This is a genomic window from Caballeronia catudaia (genome assembly GCF_001544755.2).
GTDB lineage: Bacteria > Pseudomonadota > Gammaproteobacteria > Burkholderiales > Burkholderiaceae > Caballeronia > Caballeronia catudaia.
Genome location: NZ_FCOF02000006.1, coordinates 132,306 through 147,646, shown reverse-complemented (window position 1 = coordinate 147,646; position 15,341 = coordinate 132,306). Strand labels below are relative to the sequence as shown.

The window sequence follows — 15,341 nt, the reverse complement described above, 5'->3', positions numbered from 1 at the left end:
TACGCCATGCATGCGCGATGAAGCGCATCGGCATTGCCGGCACCGTTCGTCGCCCGGCGCGGCGGTCTCCAGGTGTTTCGTGGTTTTTGCGCGGCTCGCGCGACGTGGAAAAAAAGCAGCGCCACGCCATACACAGCTTGCAAAAACTACTGTTTTTTTATACAGTGTCTGCGTGAGTGTAAAGGCGGCTTTCGAGAAGCTCAATGAGCAGTCGAAAAGCCCGTGAACACTGCCTCAGACGCCGTTCATCATAGCAAAGGACGATTCATGGAAGAAAGCAAGAAAGGCCCGGCTGGAATGACTGCGGAGAAGAGCAAGGCCCTGGCCGCCGCGCTCTCGCAGATCGAAAAGCAATTCGGCAAAGGGTCGATCATGCGGCTCGGCGCGGGTGAGGCGGTCGAAGACATTCAAGTGGTGTCCACCGGCTCGCTCGGACTGGACATCGCGCTCGGCGTCGGCGGCTTGCCGCGCGGCCGGGTCGTGGAAATCTACGGTCCCGAGTCGTCGGGCAAGACCACGCTCACGCTGCAAGTGATCGCGGAGATGCAGAAGCTCGGCGGCACCGCGGCGTTCATCGACGCGGAACACGCGCTCGACGTGCAATACGCGAGCAAGCTCGGCGTGAACGTGCAGGAACTGCTGATCTCGCAGCCGGACACGGGCGAGCAGGCGCTGGAAATCACGGACGCGCTGGTGCGCTCCGGCTCCATCGACATGATCGTGATCGACTCGGTCGCGGCGCTCGTGCCGAAGGCGGAAATCGAAGGCGAAATGGGCGACTCGCTGCCTGGTCTGCAAGCGCGTCTGATGTCGCAGGCGCTGCGCAAGCTCACCGGCTCGATCAAACGCACGAACTGTCTCGTCATCTTCATCAACCAGATCCGCATGAAGATCGGCGTCATGTTCGGCAACCCGGAAACCACCACGGGCGGTAACGCGCTGAAGTTCTACTCGTCGGTGCGTCTGGATATCCGCCGCATCGGTTCGATCAAGAAGAACGATGAAGTCATCGGCAACGAGACGCGCGTGAAGGTCGTGAAGAACAAGGTGTCGCCGCCGTTCCGCGAAGCCATCTTCGACATCCTTTACGGCGAAGGCATCTCGCGTCAGGGCGAAATCATCGATCTGGGCGTGCAGGCCAAGCTGGTCGACAAAGCGGGCGCCTGGTACAGCTACAACGGCGATCGCATCGGTCAGGGCAAGGACAACGCGCGCGAATTCCTGCGCGAAAATCCGGACATCGCACGCGAGATCGAGAACAAGATTCGCGAATCGCTCGGTGTGGCCGCAATGGGCGAGGCGGTCGTCGCGGGCGCCGCAACGGCCGACGGCGAGTAAGCGTCGAGTCTGAAGGACGATGCTTAGTCGCCGGTCCCGATCGAAAGCCGCTACGGCGGATGAAGGAACTGGCGACAGTTCCGAATCTGCCGATCGCTACGAACGAAGCAGCGAGCGGCGTGGTGCATCGTCGAAGCAGGGCGGATTTGGGCGGAGTAGTAAGAAGCGCGCCGACGCGAAGTCATTCGCGTCGGCGCGTCGCGTTTTTGAGCCTGCCGATGCGGATGCCGAAGCCAAGGCAAGCCGCATCGAGGAGCAAGCCGACCCGAGCGATCGAACGGCGCGTCTCGAGCAGGCGCGTGCCTTGTTGAAACAGGCGGCCGAGCAGCCGAAGGCCGAGCGTGCTTCGAACGTCGTCGCGCGAACGAACAGCGTCATCCAGCCGGATCACGTTCCCCTCTCGGACCCATTCGAAGATGCCGATCCCTTCGAGCCTTTCGAGCAATGCGCGCCCATTGCGGCCGCGCCGGCCGCATCGGATGAATCGGTCTACAGCCGCTCCAGCCAGCGCAAGCGCAAGACTCCGGCAAACGAAGCCAACAATCCTAAACGCCCGCAACGCTCACTCAAAGGGCGTGCGCTCGCATTTCTCTCGCGTCGCGAATACAGCCGCGCGGAACTGTCGCGGAAGCTGCGGCCGTACGTCGAAGAAGCCGATTTGCTCGAAAACGTGCTCGACAGCCTCGAGCGCGAAGGCTGGCTCTCGAACCAGCGTTTCGTCGAGAGCGTCGTGCATCGGCGGGCGTCGCGCATGGGCGGCGGCAGGATCATCAGCGAACTGAAGCGCCACGCCGTCGGCGACGAACTCATCAGCGAAACCGCCGACAAGCTCGCGCAATCCGAAACCGCACGCGCACAGGCGGTCTGGGAGAAGAAATACGGCGTGCTGCCCCAAACGCCCGCCGAGCGGGCCAAGCAGGCGCGTTTCCTGGCCGCGCGCGGGTTCTCGGGCGGCACCATCGGCAAGATCCTCAAAGGCGGCGACGAAGACTTGAGCGACGAATTCGTCGACGACTGACCGCAGAATTTGCGTCAGTCCCGCACGCGCGTGCCATTCGTCAGGCGCACGCCCGGTTCCAAATACCCAATATGCTAAAATTCCACGGTTTTCCCGTACCGGCTCACTTCCAGCATGCCTCTCTCGCCTCCCGCTCCCCGACAGCTGCGCCACCGTCGCGCGATTCGGCTGGAAGCGTTCGAGCGTGATGACGGCCTCTGGGATATCGAAGCCTGTCTAACCGATGAGAAGCCGCGCGACTTCCCTCTCACGACGGGTGTCCGGCTACACGGCCTGCCGATCCATGAACTCTGGCTGCGCATCACCATCGACCGCAAGCTCACCATCGTCGACGTCGAGGCGGCGTCCGACTGGTCGCCCTATGGCGGTCTGTGCGCCGAGTCCAATTCCGCGTATCGCAAGCTCATCGGCCTCAATCTGCTCCAGAGTTTTCGCCGCGAAGCCAACAAGGTGTTGCGCGGGACGGCCGGCTGCACGCATCTCACCGAATTGTGCGGCGTCCTTCCGACCGCCGCCGTCCAGGCCTTCGCCGGCGACGTCTGGAAAATCGAAGACGGAAACCCCTTCAAGCAAGCCAACGAAGCAAGCGCGCCACAGGACGAGCCGCCGTTTCAGCTCGGCCGTTGCCATGCGCTGCGCTTCGATGGTCCCGCAGTCAAAGAGTTCTATCCGCGCTGGTTCGGCTACACACCCGCGGATCAGACAGACAACCAAACAACGGCACAAGACAGGCCGGAGACATGATCCGCTTCGTTGCGCGTAAGGAGCGCTCGCGCGCGCACGCACGGCATTCGAATAAAGAATCGAAGAATCAGCGGTTCAAGCAAACAGAAGTTCACTCCAACTCTCAGACTGAAGGAATCACGCATGAAGATTCACGAGTACCAGGGTAAGGAAATCCTGCGGAAATTCGGCGTCGCGGTCCCGCGCGGCAAACCCGTGTTCTCGGTGGACGATGCGGTCAAGGCCGCGGAAGAGCTGGGCGGCCCGGTCTGGGTCGTCAAGGCGCAGATTCACGCCGGCGGCCGCGGTAAGGGCGGCGGCGTGAAGGTCGCCAAGTCGATCGAGCAGGTCCGCGAGTACGCGAACCAGATCCTCGGCATGCAGCTCGTCACGCACCAGACCGGCCCGGAAGGCCAGAAGGTGAATCGCCTGCTCATCGAAGAAGGCGCGGACATCAAGAAGGAACTGTACGTCGGCCTCGTGCTCGACCGCGTTTCGCAGAAGATCGTCGTGATGGCGTCGAGCGAAGGCGGCATGGACATCGAGGAAGTCGCGGAAAAGACGCCGGAACTGCTGCACAAGTTCGCCGTCGAGCCGTCGACGGGTCTGCAGGACAAGGACGCCGATGACCTCGCACGCAAGATCGGCATCCCCGATGCGTCGATCCCGCAAGCGCGCGCGATCCTCCAGGGTCTCTACAAGGCGTTCTTCGAAACCGACGCATCGCTCGCGGAAATCAACCCGCTGATCGTGACCGGCGACGGCAAGGTCATCGCGCTCGACGCCAAGTTCAACTTCGATTCGAACGCGCTGTTCCGTCATCCGGAAATCGTCGCGTACCGCGATCTGGACGAAGAAGATCCGGCTGAAGTCGAAGCGTCGAAGTTCGACCTCGCCTACATCTCGCTCGACGGCAACATCGGCTGTCTCGTGAACGGCGCGGGCCTCGCAATGGCGACGATGGACACCATCAAGCTGTTCGGCGGCGAGCCGGCCAACTTCCTGGACGTCGGCGGCGGCGCCACGACGGAGAAGGTGACCGAAGCGTTCAAGCTGATGCTGAAGAATCCGAACCTGAAGGCGATTCTGGTGAACATCTTCGGCGGCATCATGCGCTGCGACGTGATCGCGGAAGGCGTGATCGTGGCGTCGAAGGCGGTGGACCTGAAGGTGCCGCTCGTCGTGCGCATGAAGGGCACGAACGAAGACCTCGGCAAAAAGATGCTGGCGGACTCGGGCTTGCCGATCATTTCGGCCGACAGCATGGAAGAAGCCGCTCAGAAGGTCGTCGCGGCAGCCGAAGGCAAGTAAGCGTATTCGCTTGCTTGGCCTAAGAGAGCGTTCCACCAGATACGAATGGCGGCGCTGTACTCATATAGCGACGCCAAACGAACAGAGGTCACTACATGTCGATTCTGATCAACAAAGACACGAAGGTCATCACGCAGGGCATTACCGGAAAGACCGGCCAGTTTCACACGCGCGCGTGCCGCGAGTATGCGAACGGCCGCGAAGCGTACGTCGCGGGCGTGAACCCGAAGAAGGCCGGCGAAGACTTCGAAGGCATTCCCATTTACGCATCGGTCAAGGAAGCGAAGGCCGAAACCGGCGCGACCGTTTCCGTGATCTACGTGCCGCCCGCAGGCGCTGCCGCTGCGATCTGGGAAGCCGTCGAGGCCGATCTCGATCTCGCGATCTGCATCACGGAAGGCATTCCGGTTCGCGACATGCTCGAAATCAAGGACCGCATGCGCCGCGAAAACCGCAAGACGCTGCTGCTCGGACCGAACTGCCCCGGCACGATCACGCCGGACGAGCTGAAGATCGGCATCATGCCGGGTCACATCCACAAGAAAGGCCGTATCGGCGTCGTGTCGCGTTCGGGCACGCTGACGTACGAAGCGGTCGGCCAGTTGTCGGCGCTCGGCCTCGGCCAGTCGTCGGCGGTGGGCATCGGCGGCGATCCGATCAACGGCCTCAAGCACATCGACGTGATGCAGATGTTCAACGACGATCCGGACACGGACGCCGTCATCATGATCGGCGAGATCGGCGGTCCGGACGAAGCGAACGCCGCTTACTGGATCAAGGACAACATGAAGAAGCCGGTCGTCGGCTTCATCGCGGGCGTGACGGCGCCTCCGGGCAAGCGCATGGGCCACGCTGGCGCGCTGATCTCGGGCGGCGCGGACACGGCTGACGCCAAGCTCGAAATCATGGACGCGTGCGGCATCAAGGTCACGAAGAACCCGTCGGAAATGGCTCGTCTGCTGAAGTCGGTTCTCTGATCGACGCGGGCACAATACGCGAGGGTTTGGTACTCTTACTGATTCCTTTCGTATAAGCGACAAAAAGCGAGGGAGCGTTGCTTCCTCGCTTTTTTATTTTTGCCTCATGCTCGAATTCTTCTCGACGCTCCATTGGGGCGCGGTCGTTCAGATCATCGTGATCGACATCCTGCTCGGCGGCGACAACGCCGTCGTGATCGCGCTCGCGTGCCGCAATCTGCCCGACCAGCAGCGCACGCGCGGCATCGTGCTCGGCACGCTCGGCGCGATCCTGTTGCGCGTGGTGCTGATCGCTTTCGCGGTCATGCTGCTCGATGTCCCGTTCCTCAAGTTCCTCGGCGGTGTGCTGCTCCTGTGGATCGGGGTGAAGCTGATGCAGCCGGACCACGACGAGCACCACATCAACGCGTCGGACCGTCTCTGGGCGGCGGTGAAGACGATCATCATCGCCGACGCGGTGATGAGCCTCGATAACGTGATCGCAATCGCGGGTGCGGCGGAGGCTGCGGACCCGCGGCATCGTCTCGCGCTGGTGATCTTCGGCCTGATCGTGAGCATTCCGCTCATCGTGTGGGGCAGCACGCTGGTGCTCAGGCTGCTCGACCGCTTTCCTGTCGTCGTGCTGCTCGGCGCGGGCTTGCTCGGATGGATCGCGGGCGGACTCATCATCGACGATCCGTTCGTCGACCGTTGGCCCGCGCTCAATACAGACTTGGCGAACTGGGCGGCGCACGTCGCGGGCGCGCTGTTCGTCATCGCCTTTGGCTGGATGCTCAGGCGCCGTGCACTCGCCGATGTCAATCGCGCGGCAGGCTGAATGCGCCTAGGCCGTCTGGCCGACTGCCCCTCGTCTCGCGCCCTGAATACGATCGAAGCGTCTGTCCGCATTGCGCGGCGGGCGCTTTTCGACTTTCTGGGAGCAGCAATGACGACGATGGTGTGTGATGTGAGCGTGCCGCGTGAGCGGTGCGCATTGTGGTTCGGACGCGCGCAGGCAGTGCTTTCGCGAGGCTTCACCTTGATCGAACTGATGATCGTGCTTGCGATCGTCGGCGTGGTCGCGGCGTATGCGATACCCGCGTATCAGGATTATCTGGCGCGCAGCCGCGTGGGCGAGGGCATGGCGCTCGCGGCGTCGGCGCGGCTCGCGGTGGCGGAGAACGCGGCGAGCGGTGCGGATCTCGCGGGCGGCTATGCATCGCCGCCGGGCACGCGCAACGTCGAGTCGATCCACGTCGACAGCGACACGGGACAAATCACGATCGCCTACTCGACGCGCGTAGCGGCGGCCGGATCCAACACGCTAGTGCTCGTGCCGTCGACGCCCGATAACGCGGATACGCCGACCGCGCGCATCGCGCTCAGTCGGGGCGCGATGCAGGCGGGATCGGTGACATGGGAGTGCTTCGCGGGCGCGAAGACCGCATCGTCGCTGCCCGCGCCGGGTGCGGGGCCGCTGCCGGCGCAAGCGCCGACGTTGCCCGCCAATCTGGCTCCGCCGGAGTGCCGTGCGTAAGCGGGCGAACTGTGCGAAGTGTGGGAAGCGCGGCGGCAGGAATTACGTCGCCGCCGCGCCTTCGCGAGCGTCGTTTTTGCACGAAAGGCAGCGATTTCGTAGCAATTACGGCCGTTCGCCGGACAGCCGGGGCAAAGTTTTGTATAGTGCGCCGGTTGCCGACGTTCCCAGTCCCTCATGCCCTCCCAATACGCGCGTTTTCTCTGCTTTGCCGTCCTGTGCGTTGCGTTGACGTTTCCTTTCGCGGTCGTCAACCACACGTATCCGATTCCGACCTTCTACGCCGAGTACAGCGCACTCGCGCTTTATCTGGCGCTCGGCGCGACAGTCGCGCTGCTCGTGCGCGTATCCGAGCCGAAAGTGCAGTTCGCATCGCCGGTCGTCGCGCTGATGCCGCTCGCGTTTGCCGTGCTGCTCGTCGCGCAGACGGTGCTGTTGCCGGTCGCGCAGCCGTCGATGAACTGGCTTGGCGGCGCCTTCCTGCTGGCGTCGTTCGTCGCGGTGCATACGGGCTTCGGACTCGTGCGCGCGGGCCTTGCGGAGAAGACGCTGCGTGTCGGTGCCGCCGCGCTGATGGTCGGCGGCCTGTTCGCGGTCTTTTGTCAGATCGTGCAGTTGCTGCATCTCGAAGTGAAGTTCACGCCGTTCGTGGTCGCGTACAACGTGATGATCGAAAGGCGTCCCTTCGGCAACATGGCGCAGGCCAACCATCTCGCGACGGTCATCGCGTTCGCGCTGGCCGCCGCGTTGTATTTCGTGCAGACGCGGCGGCTGCCGGTCGTGCTGTGGCTGATCCTGTCGGCGCTGTACTCGCTTGGGCTCGCGCTCACGGTGTCGCGCGGGCCGTGGCTGCAAACGGCGGTGATCGTCGTCGCGGGATTCTGGATGGCTTTCGTTCTGGGCCGCCCGATCGCATCGGAAGGCTTCGACGGGCCGGGCCGGCGTGACGTGCGAGCGTGGATCGTCCCGGTCCTGCTTGCCATCTTGTTTTTCGCCGTGAATGCTGCCGTGCGCTGGGCGAATGTGCGCTACGACTTCGGTCTCGCGCAATCGGCGGCGGAGCGCATGCAGGACGCCAACCAGATCGCGCCGCGTCTCGCGCTCTGGAAGTACGGCTGGACGATGTTCAAGACTCATCCGCTGCTGGGCGTCGGCTGGGGCGAGTTTCCGCGCTATCAGTTCGATCTCGTGCGCGATTTGGGCGGTGTGGAGATCGCGAACAACGCGCACGACATCTTCATCGACCTGCTCGCCAAGACGGGGGCGCTCGGTGTGGCGATTCTGGTGGCGGGCATCGTGTTGTGGCTGATTCGCGTGCTGCGCGCGCCGCAGACGCCGGCGCGCATTTTCGCGCTGTCGCTGCTCGGCGTGCTGCTGATGCACGCGCTCGTCGAGTATCCGCAGCAGTACATGTTCTTTTTGATGCCCGCGATGTTCATCATCGGTCTGTTGGAGACGCGGCCTTTGCGGCTCGTCGCGCGGCCGCTGTCGTATGGCGTGTATGTCGCGCTCGTGTTCGGCGGGCTCGCGGCGCTTTATCCGACGATGCGCGATTACAACCGCGCCGAAGTGCTTTATTATGGCGCGCGGCCGGCGGAGCAGTATCGCGAGAATCCTTCGTTCCTGTTCACGGCGTGGGGGGAGTACGGCGCGGCGACGCTCTTGCCGATCAACGCGCAGAATGTCGAGGAGAAGCTCGCGGCGCATCGGAAGGCGATTGCATTGTTGCCGGGCGAGACGGTGTTGCGTCGCTATGCCGTGCTGCAGGCGCTCGCCGGGCAGAAGGCCGAGGCGCTCGACACGATGGCGCGGCTCAAGATCTTTGCGATGCAGTTGCATGACTGGCCGAAACAGCTTGCGGCCGTCTATCAGCTCGTCGATGAGGCGGGCAAGCCGCTGCAGTCGTTCCGAGCGGATCTGGCGAAGCTGTACGGCGTGCCGGCGGAAAGCGAGTCGCCCGCCGCAGAGGATGACGAGGAGTGAGGTGAGGGGACGCGGTCAAGGTGCGGGCGGTGTGTGATCGCCCGCCACCCAGTCCCCCGACTTCCCGCCATGCTTCTCCATCACCCGCACATTGGTAATGACCATCCCCCGATCCACCGCCTTGCACATGTCGTAAATGGTCAGCAGCCCGACCTGCACCGCGGTCAGCGCTTCCATCTCGACACCCGTGCGCCCGACCGTCTCCACGCGCACTTCGCAATGCACACCGGGCAGGGCTTCGTCGACGGAAAAATCCACCGCGACGCGCGTGAGCGCCAGCGGATGACAAAGCGGAATCAGATCGGCGGTGCGTTTCGCGCCCTGAATCGCCGCGATGCACGCGACTCCGAGCACGTCGCCTTTTTTCGCGCGGCCTTCGCGGATCAGCGCGAGCGTGCCTTCGAGCATCGCGATCGAGCCACGCGCAACGGCAACCCGCCGCGTTTCGCCCTTCGCGCCGACATCGACCATGTGCGCCTCGCCGGCGGCATCGAAATGAGTGAGTCCGGACATAGCGTCTCCTTCGAGTGGGCGCCTATCATACCAGCGTGAATTCGCGCGGTTTTTCGTAAAACCGCACGGTCTCGCTCAACGCACGCCGCAGACGGGACGCCTCGTGCGCAACACTTGATACGATAAGCTCGTTCTCATTTTCGAGCCGACGATCGGCGCCTCGACAGTTCCGCGCCATGCATCCGACACGTCCGAGCCGCGTGCTCGTATCCTTCCTTTGCGTCGTCCTCGCCATGCCGCCCGCCGCGCTGGCGCAGACAGGCACGGCCGCCGCCAGCGGATCGAACGCCGTGAGCGGAGCCGGCACGCTCGCCGCCTCGCAATTGCGCGCATCGCAGGAAAAAAACGACGTACCCGGCAATGTCGCGGAAGGCGTGTTCGGCGTCTACGGCGGCGCGGAAAGCCGCTTTGCGAATCGTCCCGGCACGATGTCCGGCTTGCGCGCACCGCTCGCATCCGTGCAACTGCCCGATCTGGGCGACGGCTCCGGCGGCTCGCTCACGCCGCAAGCCGAGCGCAAACTCGGCGAGCGGATGATGCGCGAAGTACGCGTCGATCCCGACTATCTCGACGACTGGCTGCTGCGCGACTATCTCGACTCGATCTCATCGAAGCTGTCCGCGGCGGCGGCCACGCAGTATCTCGGCGGCTATCAGCCGGACTTCGATCTCTTCGCGGTGCGCGATTCCCAGATCAACGCGTTTTCGATGCCGGGCGGCTTCATCGGCGTGAATACGGGGCTGATCGCGGCGACGCAGACCGAATCCGAACTGGCGTCGGTCATCGGCCACGAAATGGGGCACGTGCTCCAGCGCCATATCGCCCGGATGCTCGGCACGCAGGAAAAGAGCGGCTACGCCGCGCTCGCCGGCATGCTCGCCGGCATGCTCGCGGGGCTGCTGGCGCACAGCGGCGATCTCGGCATGGGCATCGCGATGGGCGGCCAGGCGTTCGCCGTCGACAATCAACTGCGCTTCTCGCGCGCGGCCGAGCACGAGGCCGATCGCGTCGGCTTCCAGATGCTCGCGGCCGCCGGCTACGATCCATACGCCATGACCGCGTTTTTCGAACGCCTCGACCGCTCGACGATGGGCGACAACGGCGTGCCGCCGTACGTTCGCACGCATCCGCTGACGACCGACCGCATCGCCGACATGGAAGGCCGCGCGCGTCGCGTGCCGTACCGGCAGCCGCGTCAGTCGGCGGAATACGCGTTCGTGCGCGCCCGCGCGCGCGTGCTGCAGGTGAGCTACGCGAGCGATTATCGCGATGTCGCGAGCCGGCTCAAAACGGAAATCGAGGATCAGACGGCGCTCAATCCGGCATCGAACTGGTATGGCATCGCGCTCGCGCAATCGCTGATGGGCAACTACGACGCCGCCAGCGATGCCCTCGCGAAAGCACGCCGTTTGTTCGAGGGCGAGGAGGCGAGCGCGGCGGCGGCATCGGCGCAGATTCAGCAGGAAGATCGCGTGCGATCGCCGAAGGAAGTCCTCGCGACGAAACCGCCCGCGCCGGCACCGCGCAGTCTCGATGCATCGATGACCGCGACGCCGCTCGACCACGCGCGCGCGACGCTCGACATCGGTGGCGCGGCGGCGACGAGCGACATCACCCTTCCGGCGATTCACGTCTACGGGCGCGCGGCGCCGCAGGACAAACCGGCGCCCGCGCCGTCCGTAGCCACGCCGCAGCCGCTGCGCAGCACGCCAAGCCTCGACGTGCTCGCGGCCGAGATCGCGCGCCGCGCGGGCCGTAACGACGACGCGATCCGTCTCGCCGAGATTGCCCAGAAGCGCTGGCCGGAGTCGCACGCGGCCATCGACGTGCGTCTGCAGGCGCTGCTTTCCGCGCGTCGCTACGCCGAAGCGCAGACGCTCGCGCGCCGCCAAACGCGCGCAGAACCGGCGCGGCCGGACTGGTGGCTGTATCTCGCGCAGGCGAGCAAGGGGCTCAACGACCCCTTGCAGCAGCATCAGGCGATGGCCGAGAAATTCGCACTCGACGGCGCGTGGCCGTCCGCGATCCGCCAGCTCAAGGAAGCGCGCGACGTGAAGAACGCCAGCTTTTACGATCTGTCGACGATTGCCGCGCGGCTGCGCGATTTCGAGTCGCGCTACAAGGAAGAGCGCGACCAGGAGAAAAACGGCTAGCTTTCCGATGCAGCGCGGGTGGCGGGACTCGCGACGAAGCCGAAGCGCTCCGCAACGCGAGCGCGGGCGATCGGCTGCACGGGCAGATCGACGCCATCGCGCCAATGAAAGACGCCGCCTGTGCCGGCATCGTCGAGCGAGGCGTGATCCGCGAACGGTTCGAGATCGTGATCGTGCAGCGCGGCCACACGCGCGGGCGATGCGCCGTCGGAAAAGAGGATGCCGCCTTCATCGTCGATCCAGGCGTGCGCCGGTTCGAATGGCGCGCCGGCCTGATCGGTCAGGCGCAGCGTGCCATCACCGACGTCCGCCGCATGCAGGCGCACGATCCACGGCGTGTACACCAGCTCGACATACACGCGCTGCGGCCCGTTCTGAAAGAACCACTGTCCCTGCGCATCGCACTCGTAATTGCGATTGATGAAGCCCAGCAGCGCTTCATGCCGGATCGGCTCGCCGAGCTCGCCGGCAGCCTGCGCGTCGTCGTCGCGCAGGCGCCATTGGCCGCGTCGGTCGAGCAGCAGCCAGCCCGTGCAATGCGGAACGTTGGGCCATTTGGCGAGCGCTTGCCTGACGATGTCATCCATGGTCGTTCACGAAACGAAGTTCTCCAGATAACCGAACACGCGCAGCGACAGCCAGTCGATCCGCCCCGGAAACGGCCCGGTCATGAAGCCGACGTGCCCGCCGTGGTTCGGCTGATCGAGGGTCACGCGCGCCGACACTTCCGCCATCGACGGCAGTGCGAACTCCGGCAGGAACGGATCGTTGCGGGCGTTCAGCAGCAGCGCCGGCACCTCGATGTGCTTCAGATGCGCGCGTGTCGTCGCGGTCGACCAGTAATGGTTCGTATCGCGAAAGCCGTGCAGCGGCGCGGTGACGACGTTGTCGAATTCGTACAGCGTGCGCGCGGCGAGCACCGCGTCGCGGTCGTAGAGGCCGGGATACTGGCCGAGCTTCGCGAGCGCCTTCATCTTGAGCGACTTCAGGAAGCTGCGCGTATAGACCATGCCGAAGCCCTGCGAGATCGCCATGCCGCCCGCGTGGACATCGAGCGGCGCGGAAATGGCCGCGGCCGCGCTGATGATCGACGCGTCCTTGCCGCGCTCGCACAGCCAGTGCAGCAGCACGTTGCCGCCGAGCGAGACGCCCACCGCGACGATCGGCCCGCGATGGGCTTCGCGAAGCCGCCGCAGAATCCAGTCGACTTCGGCGCTGTCCGCGAGATGGTAGAAGCGCGGCAGCAGATTGAGCGGCCCGCTGCAACTGCGAAAGTGCGGCACGACGCCGTGCCAGCCGCGCGCTTTCGCGGCGGCCATCATCGTGCGGGCGTAGTGCGAATCGGAGTTGCCTTCGAGGCCGTGAAAGAGCACGAAGAGCGGGGCGGTCTCGGGAGGCGCGTCGGCGGAATCGTGCGCAAGAAAATCGAGGTCGATGAAATCGCCGTCGGGCGTATTCCAGCGCTCGCGTCGATAACGCACGGCGGGCTTGCGTCCGAACAGCGCGGGAACGATGGTCTGCGCGTGGGCCGTCGGCAGCCAGCGCGGTGCGCTATAGAGCCACTCCGCGTCCGCAAGCGCGAGCACGCGCGCGGCTTCTTTCAGCGCCACGGCGGGCGCTCTGTCCACGAACGACGAATCGTGTTTCAACAACGGATCGCGCTTCATGGTCCCTCCCCGACGAACGTCTTCTTCGATGCTTCGATGTTTCTGATCTTCAGTGCAGCGGTCCCTGACCGTGACGCATTCTGGCAGCGAACTGGCCCGCCGTTTCCAGCGGCATCTCGCTCGCGTGAATATGCGCGATGCGCCACTCACCGCGCTCGTGGACCATCACGTAGGTCGTGTAGATCATGCGCGGCGCGCTCGTGGACGGCGCCGGCTGATGCGCCTCCGCGATCGCATACACGACCGTGCCGAGGCTGTCGTACACGCGGATATCGAGCGGCTCGATGGTCACGGGCTGCGTTTCGAATTGCTTGCCGAGACCGGCGCGGATGCTCTCCAGCCCATGCAGATGGATGCCGTCCGCGCAGATGCAGGTGGCGAACTCCTCGTCGATCCACAACGACATCACACTGTCGATGCTGCTGTCCGCGACTGCCTGATAGTAAGCGTTGAGAGTATCGGCGGCGGCTTCGAAGAGGCGGGCGAAACGTGGCATGGCTCGTGGGTCTCTGGCATTCGGTGCGCGCGCCGGGCGAAGCCGCTCGTGGCGGCATGACGAAACGGCGCGCTGCATCGGTCATTGGTCAAAGCATGCCCCCGTTCGGAGACATTCGCGTGTCCGCACCCGCACACACGGCTGGAAACCGCCTGAAAACGCCGCTCGAAGGACGATGCGGACGCGCGATTCGACGCGCAAACGCAACATCAACGATGCGCGAGCAGCATCCCGCGCAGATCGCCGAAAACCTGTTCGGCCGAGAGTTCGCGAAGGCAGTTCAGATGACCGAGCGGACACTCGCGGGCAAAGCACGGACTACATTCGAGATGCAGCCATTGTACCTTTGCGAGATCGGACAAGGGCGGCGTGTGGCGCGGATCGGTCGAGCCGTAGACCGCGACGAGCGGCCTGCGCGACGCCGCCGCGACGTGCATCAGGCCCGAATCGTTCGTGACGACCGCGCTCGCCCGCGAAATCAGCGCGCACGCCTCGCCGAGCGAGGTCTGGCCGCACAGGTTGCGCACCATCGGCGCGCGGTCGGCGATGGCCTGCGCGATCGGCGCATCCTTGTTCGAGCCGAGCGCGATGATGCGCGCATACGGAAACGACTGCGCGATGAACTGCGCGAGCGACGCGAAGTGTTCCGGCGGCCAGCGCTTGGCCGGGCCGTATTCCGCGCCGGGGCAGAACACGACGAGCGGCGTGCGCGTATCGAGATCGAAGCGCGCCGACACACGCGCGGCTTCGTTCGGATCGGACTCGAGGCGCGGCACAGGCAGCGTCTGCGCGTCGGGCTGCGCGGCGGCTTCCGGCTGCGCGAACCGGTCGACGAACGGCAGCTTCGCGCCCGGTGTGTAAGCGAGCGCGGCGTAGTGCGCGGTCATCGGCGGACGCTCGGTCTTCGGCGGATTCGCATGCAGCACGTTGAGCAGCCCGTAGCGGCTCTCGCCCTTGTACCCGATGCGCAGGTTGATGCCCGCCATCCACGGGATCAGCGCCGATTTCACGGAGTTGGGCAGCACGTAGGCGGCGTCGTAGCCGACATCGCGCAAATCGCTCGCGAGCTGCCAGCGGCGCAGCAGTTGCAGCTTGCCGTGGGCGAGGTCGGTGGCGTAGACGTCGCGGATTTCCGGCATCCGTTCGAGCACGGGCGCGACCCAGGTGGGCGCGACGGCGTCGATCGCGATGCGCGGATGGAGCTTGCGCAAAAGCGTGAAGAGCGGCTGCGCCATCAATGCGTCACCGATCCAGTTCGGTGCTATAACCAGCGCGCGGCGCATCTTTTGTTATCCGATCTCAAAATGAACGCGGCCCGCCGCCTTGGGGCGAGCCGTCGATTGTCGTGGGTCTGATCTGCGCCTTGGCTTGCGGCGCAAACGGGAAGGGCGCGGCCGGCGCCCGTAGGGTTTTCAGTGACCGCCCTTGAGCACTTCGCCGTCTTTCAGCTTGTAGCGCGTGCCGCAATACGGGCAGCGCGCCTCGCCGTGCGTCACGTCGATGAACACGCGCGGATGCGTGCTCCAGCGCTGCATCTTCGGGTTCGGGCAGAAGGCGGGCAGGTCCTTCGCCGACAATTCCACCAGCGGCATTTCCTTCAGGTCGCTCATTGCACTCTCTTTTCCTGATGTCCAGCGGACGGCGAG

Annotated in this window: 16 protein-coding genes; 10 read left to right on the top strand and 6 right to left on the bottom strand. The window is 64.8% G+C overall.

The window, feature by feature from the left end; translation table 11 throughout:
• Window positions 1-17: 17 nt before the first annotated feature.
• From AWB75_RS37650 to AWB75_RS08860, 9 genes are all read left to right on the top strand, one after another.
• Complete coding sequence (locus AWB75_RS37650) at window positions 18-176, top strand: hypothetical protein (protein ID WP_159462774.1); 159 nt, start codon at window positions 18-20, stop codon at window positions 174-176.
• Between the two features lie 91 nt (window positions 177-267).
• On the top strand, window positions 268-1,338 hold the full coding sequence (gene recA, locus AWB75_RS08895) for a recombinase RecA (protein WP_061123714.1): 1,071 nt from the start codon (window positions 268-270) through the stop codon (window positions 1,336-1,338).
• A 19-nt stretch (window positions 1,339-1,357) separates the two neighbouring features.
• Entirely contained in the window at window positions 1,358-2,356 is a 999-nt protein-coding gene (gene recX / locus AWB75_RS08890; RefSeq protein WP_061123713.1) for a recombination regulator RecX, read from the top strand.
• Between the two features lie 114 nt (window positions 2,357-2,470).
• Window positions 2,471-3,100: a DUF2889 domain-containing protein gene (locus AWB75_RS08885; protein WP_061123712.1), complete on the top strand. Its 630-nt coding sequence runs from the start codon at window positions 2,471-2,473 to the stop codon at window positions 3,098-3,100.
• Between the two features lie 123 nt (window positions 3,101-3,223).
• A complete protein-coding gene (sucC, locus tag AWB75_RS08880; RefSeq protein ID WP_014190527.1) occupies window positions 3,224-4,390 on the top strand; it encodes an ADP-forming succinate--CoA ligase subunit beta in 1,167 nt (388 codons plus the stop codon).
• Window positions 4,391-4,485: 95 nt separating this feature from the next.
• Window positions 4,486-5,367 (top strand): succinate--CoA ligase subunit alpha, encoded by an 882-nt coding sequence (sucD, locus tag AWB75_RS08875; protein ID WP_061123711.1) that lies wholly within the window; start codon window positions 4,486-4,488, stop codon window positions 5,365-5,367.
• A gap of 106 nt (window positions 5,368-5,473) precedes the next feature.
• Window positions 5,474-6,184, top strand: a complete 711-nt coding sequence (locus AWB75_RS08870) for a TerC family protein (protein WP_061123710.1) — start codon at window positions 5,474-5,476, stop codon at window positions 6,182-6,184.
• Between the two features lie 108 nt (window positions 6,185-6,292).
• On the top strand, window positions 6,293-6,883 hold the full coding sequence (locus AWB75_RS08865) for a pilin (protein WP_096031689.1): 591 nt from the start codon (window positions 6,293-6,295) through the stop codon (window positions 6,881-6,883).
• A 177-nt stretch (window positions 6,884-7,060) separates the two neighbouring features.
• Window positions 7,061-8,866: a PglL family O-oligosaccharyltransferase gene (locus tag AWB75_RS08860; protein WP_061123709.1), complete on the top strand. Its 1,806-nt coding sequence runs from the start codon at window positions 7,061-7,063 to the stop codon at window positions 8,864-8,866.
• Window positions 8,867-8,881: 15 nt separating this feature from the next.
• Here the strand turns inward: AWB75_RS08860 and moaC are convergent, their stop codons facing one another.
• Window positions 8,882-9,379 (bottom strand): cyclic pyranopterin monophosphate synthase MoaC, encoded by a 498-nt coding sequence (moaC, locus tag AWB75_RS08855; protein WP_061123708.1) that lies wholly within the window; start codon window positions 9,377-9,379, stop codon window positions 8,882-8,884.
• 176 nt (window positions 9,380-9,555) lie between these two features.
• Here moaC and AWB75_RS08850 point away from each other — a divergent pair, with 176 nt between their 5' ends.
• Window positions 9,556-11,532 (top strand): M48 family metalloprotease, encoded by a 1,977-nt coding sequence (locus AWB75_RS08850; protein WP_061123707.1) that lies wholly within the window; start codon window positions 9,556-9,558, stop codon window positions 11,530-11,532.
• Here the strand turns inward: AWB75_RS08850 and AWB75_RS08845 are convergent.
• The 5 genes from AWB75_RS08845 to AWB75_RS08825 form a co-directional block, all read right to left on the bottom strand.
• On the bottom strand, window positions 11,529-12,119 hold the full coding sequence (locus AWB75_RS08845) for a DUF2946 family protein (protein ID WP_061123706.1): 591 nt from the start codon (window positions 12,117-12,119) through the stop codon (window positions 11,529-11,531). The genes AWB75_RS08850 and AWB75_RS08845 overlap by 4 nt on opposite strands.
• A 6-nt stretch (window positions 12,120-12,125) precedes the next feature.
• On the bottom strand, window positions 12,126-13,199 hold the full coding sequence (locus AWB75_RS08840; protein ID WP_061123705.1) for a YheT family hydrolase: 1,074 nt from the start codon (window positions 13,197-13,199) through the stop codon (window positions 12,126-12,128).
• Window positions 13,200-13,248: 49 nt separating this feature from the next.
• Window positions 13,249-13,695 (bottom strand): nuclear transport factor 2 family protein, encoded by a 447-nt coding sequence (locus AWB75_RS08835; protein ID WP_061123704.1) that lies wholly within the window; start codon window positions 13,693-13,695, stop codon window positions 13,249-13,251.
• 209 nt (window positions 13,696-13,904) lie between these two features.
• Window positions 13,905-14,978 (bottom strand): lipopolysaccharide heptosyltransferase II, encoded by a 1,074-nt coding sequence (gene waaF, locus AWB75_RS08830; RefSeq protein ID WP_061123703.1) that lies wholly within the window; start codon window positions 14,976-14,978, stop codon window positions 13,905-13,907.
• A gap of 129 nt (window positions 14,979-15,107) precedes the next feature.
• Entirely contained in the window at window positions 15,108-15,305 is a 198-nt protein-coding gene (locus AWB75_RS08825) for a zinc-finger domain-containing protein (RefSeq protein WP_008351333.1), read from the bottom strand.
• Window positions 15,306-15,341: the final 36 nt, after the last annotated feature.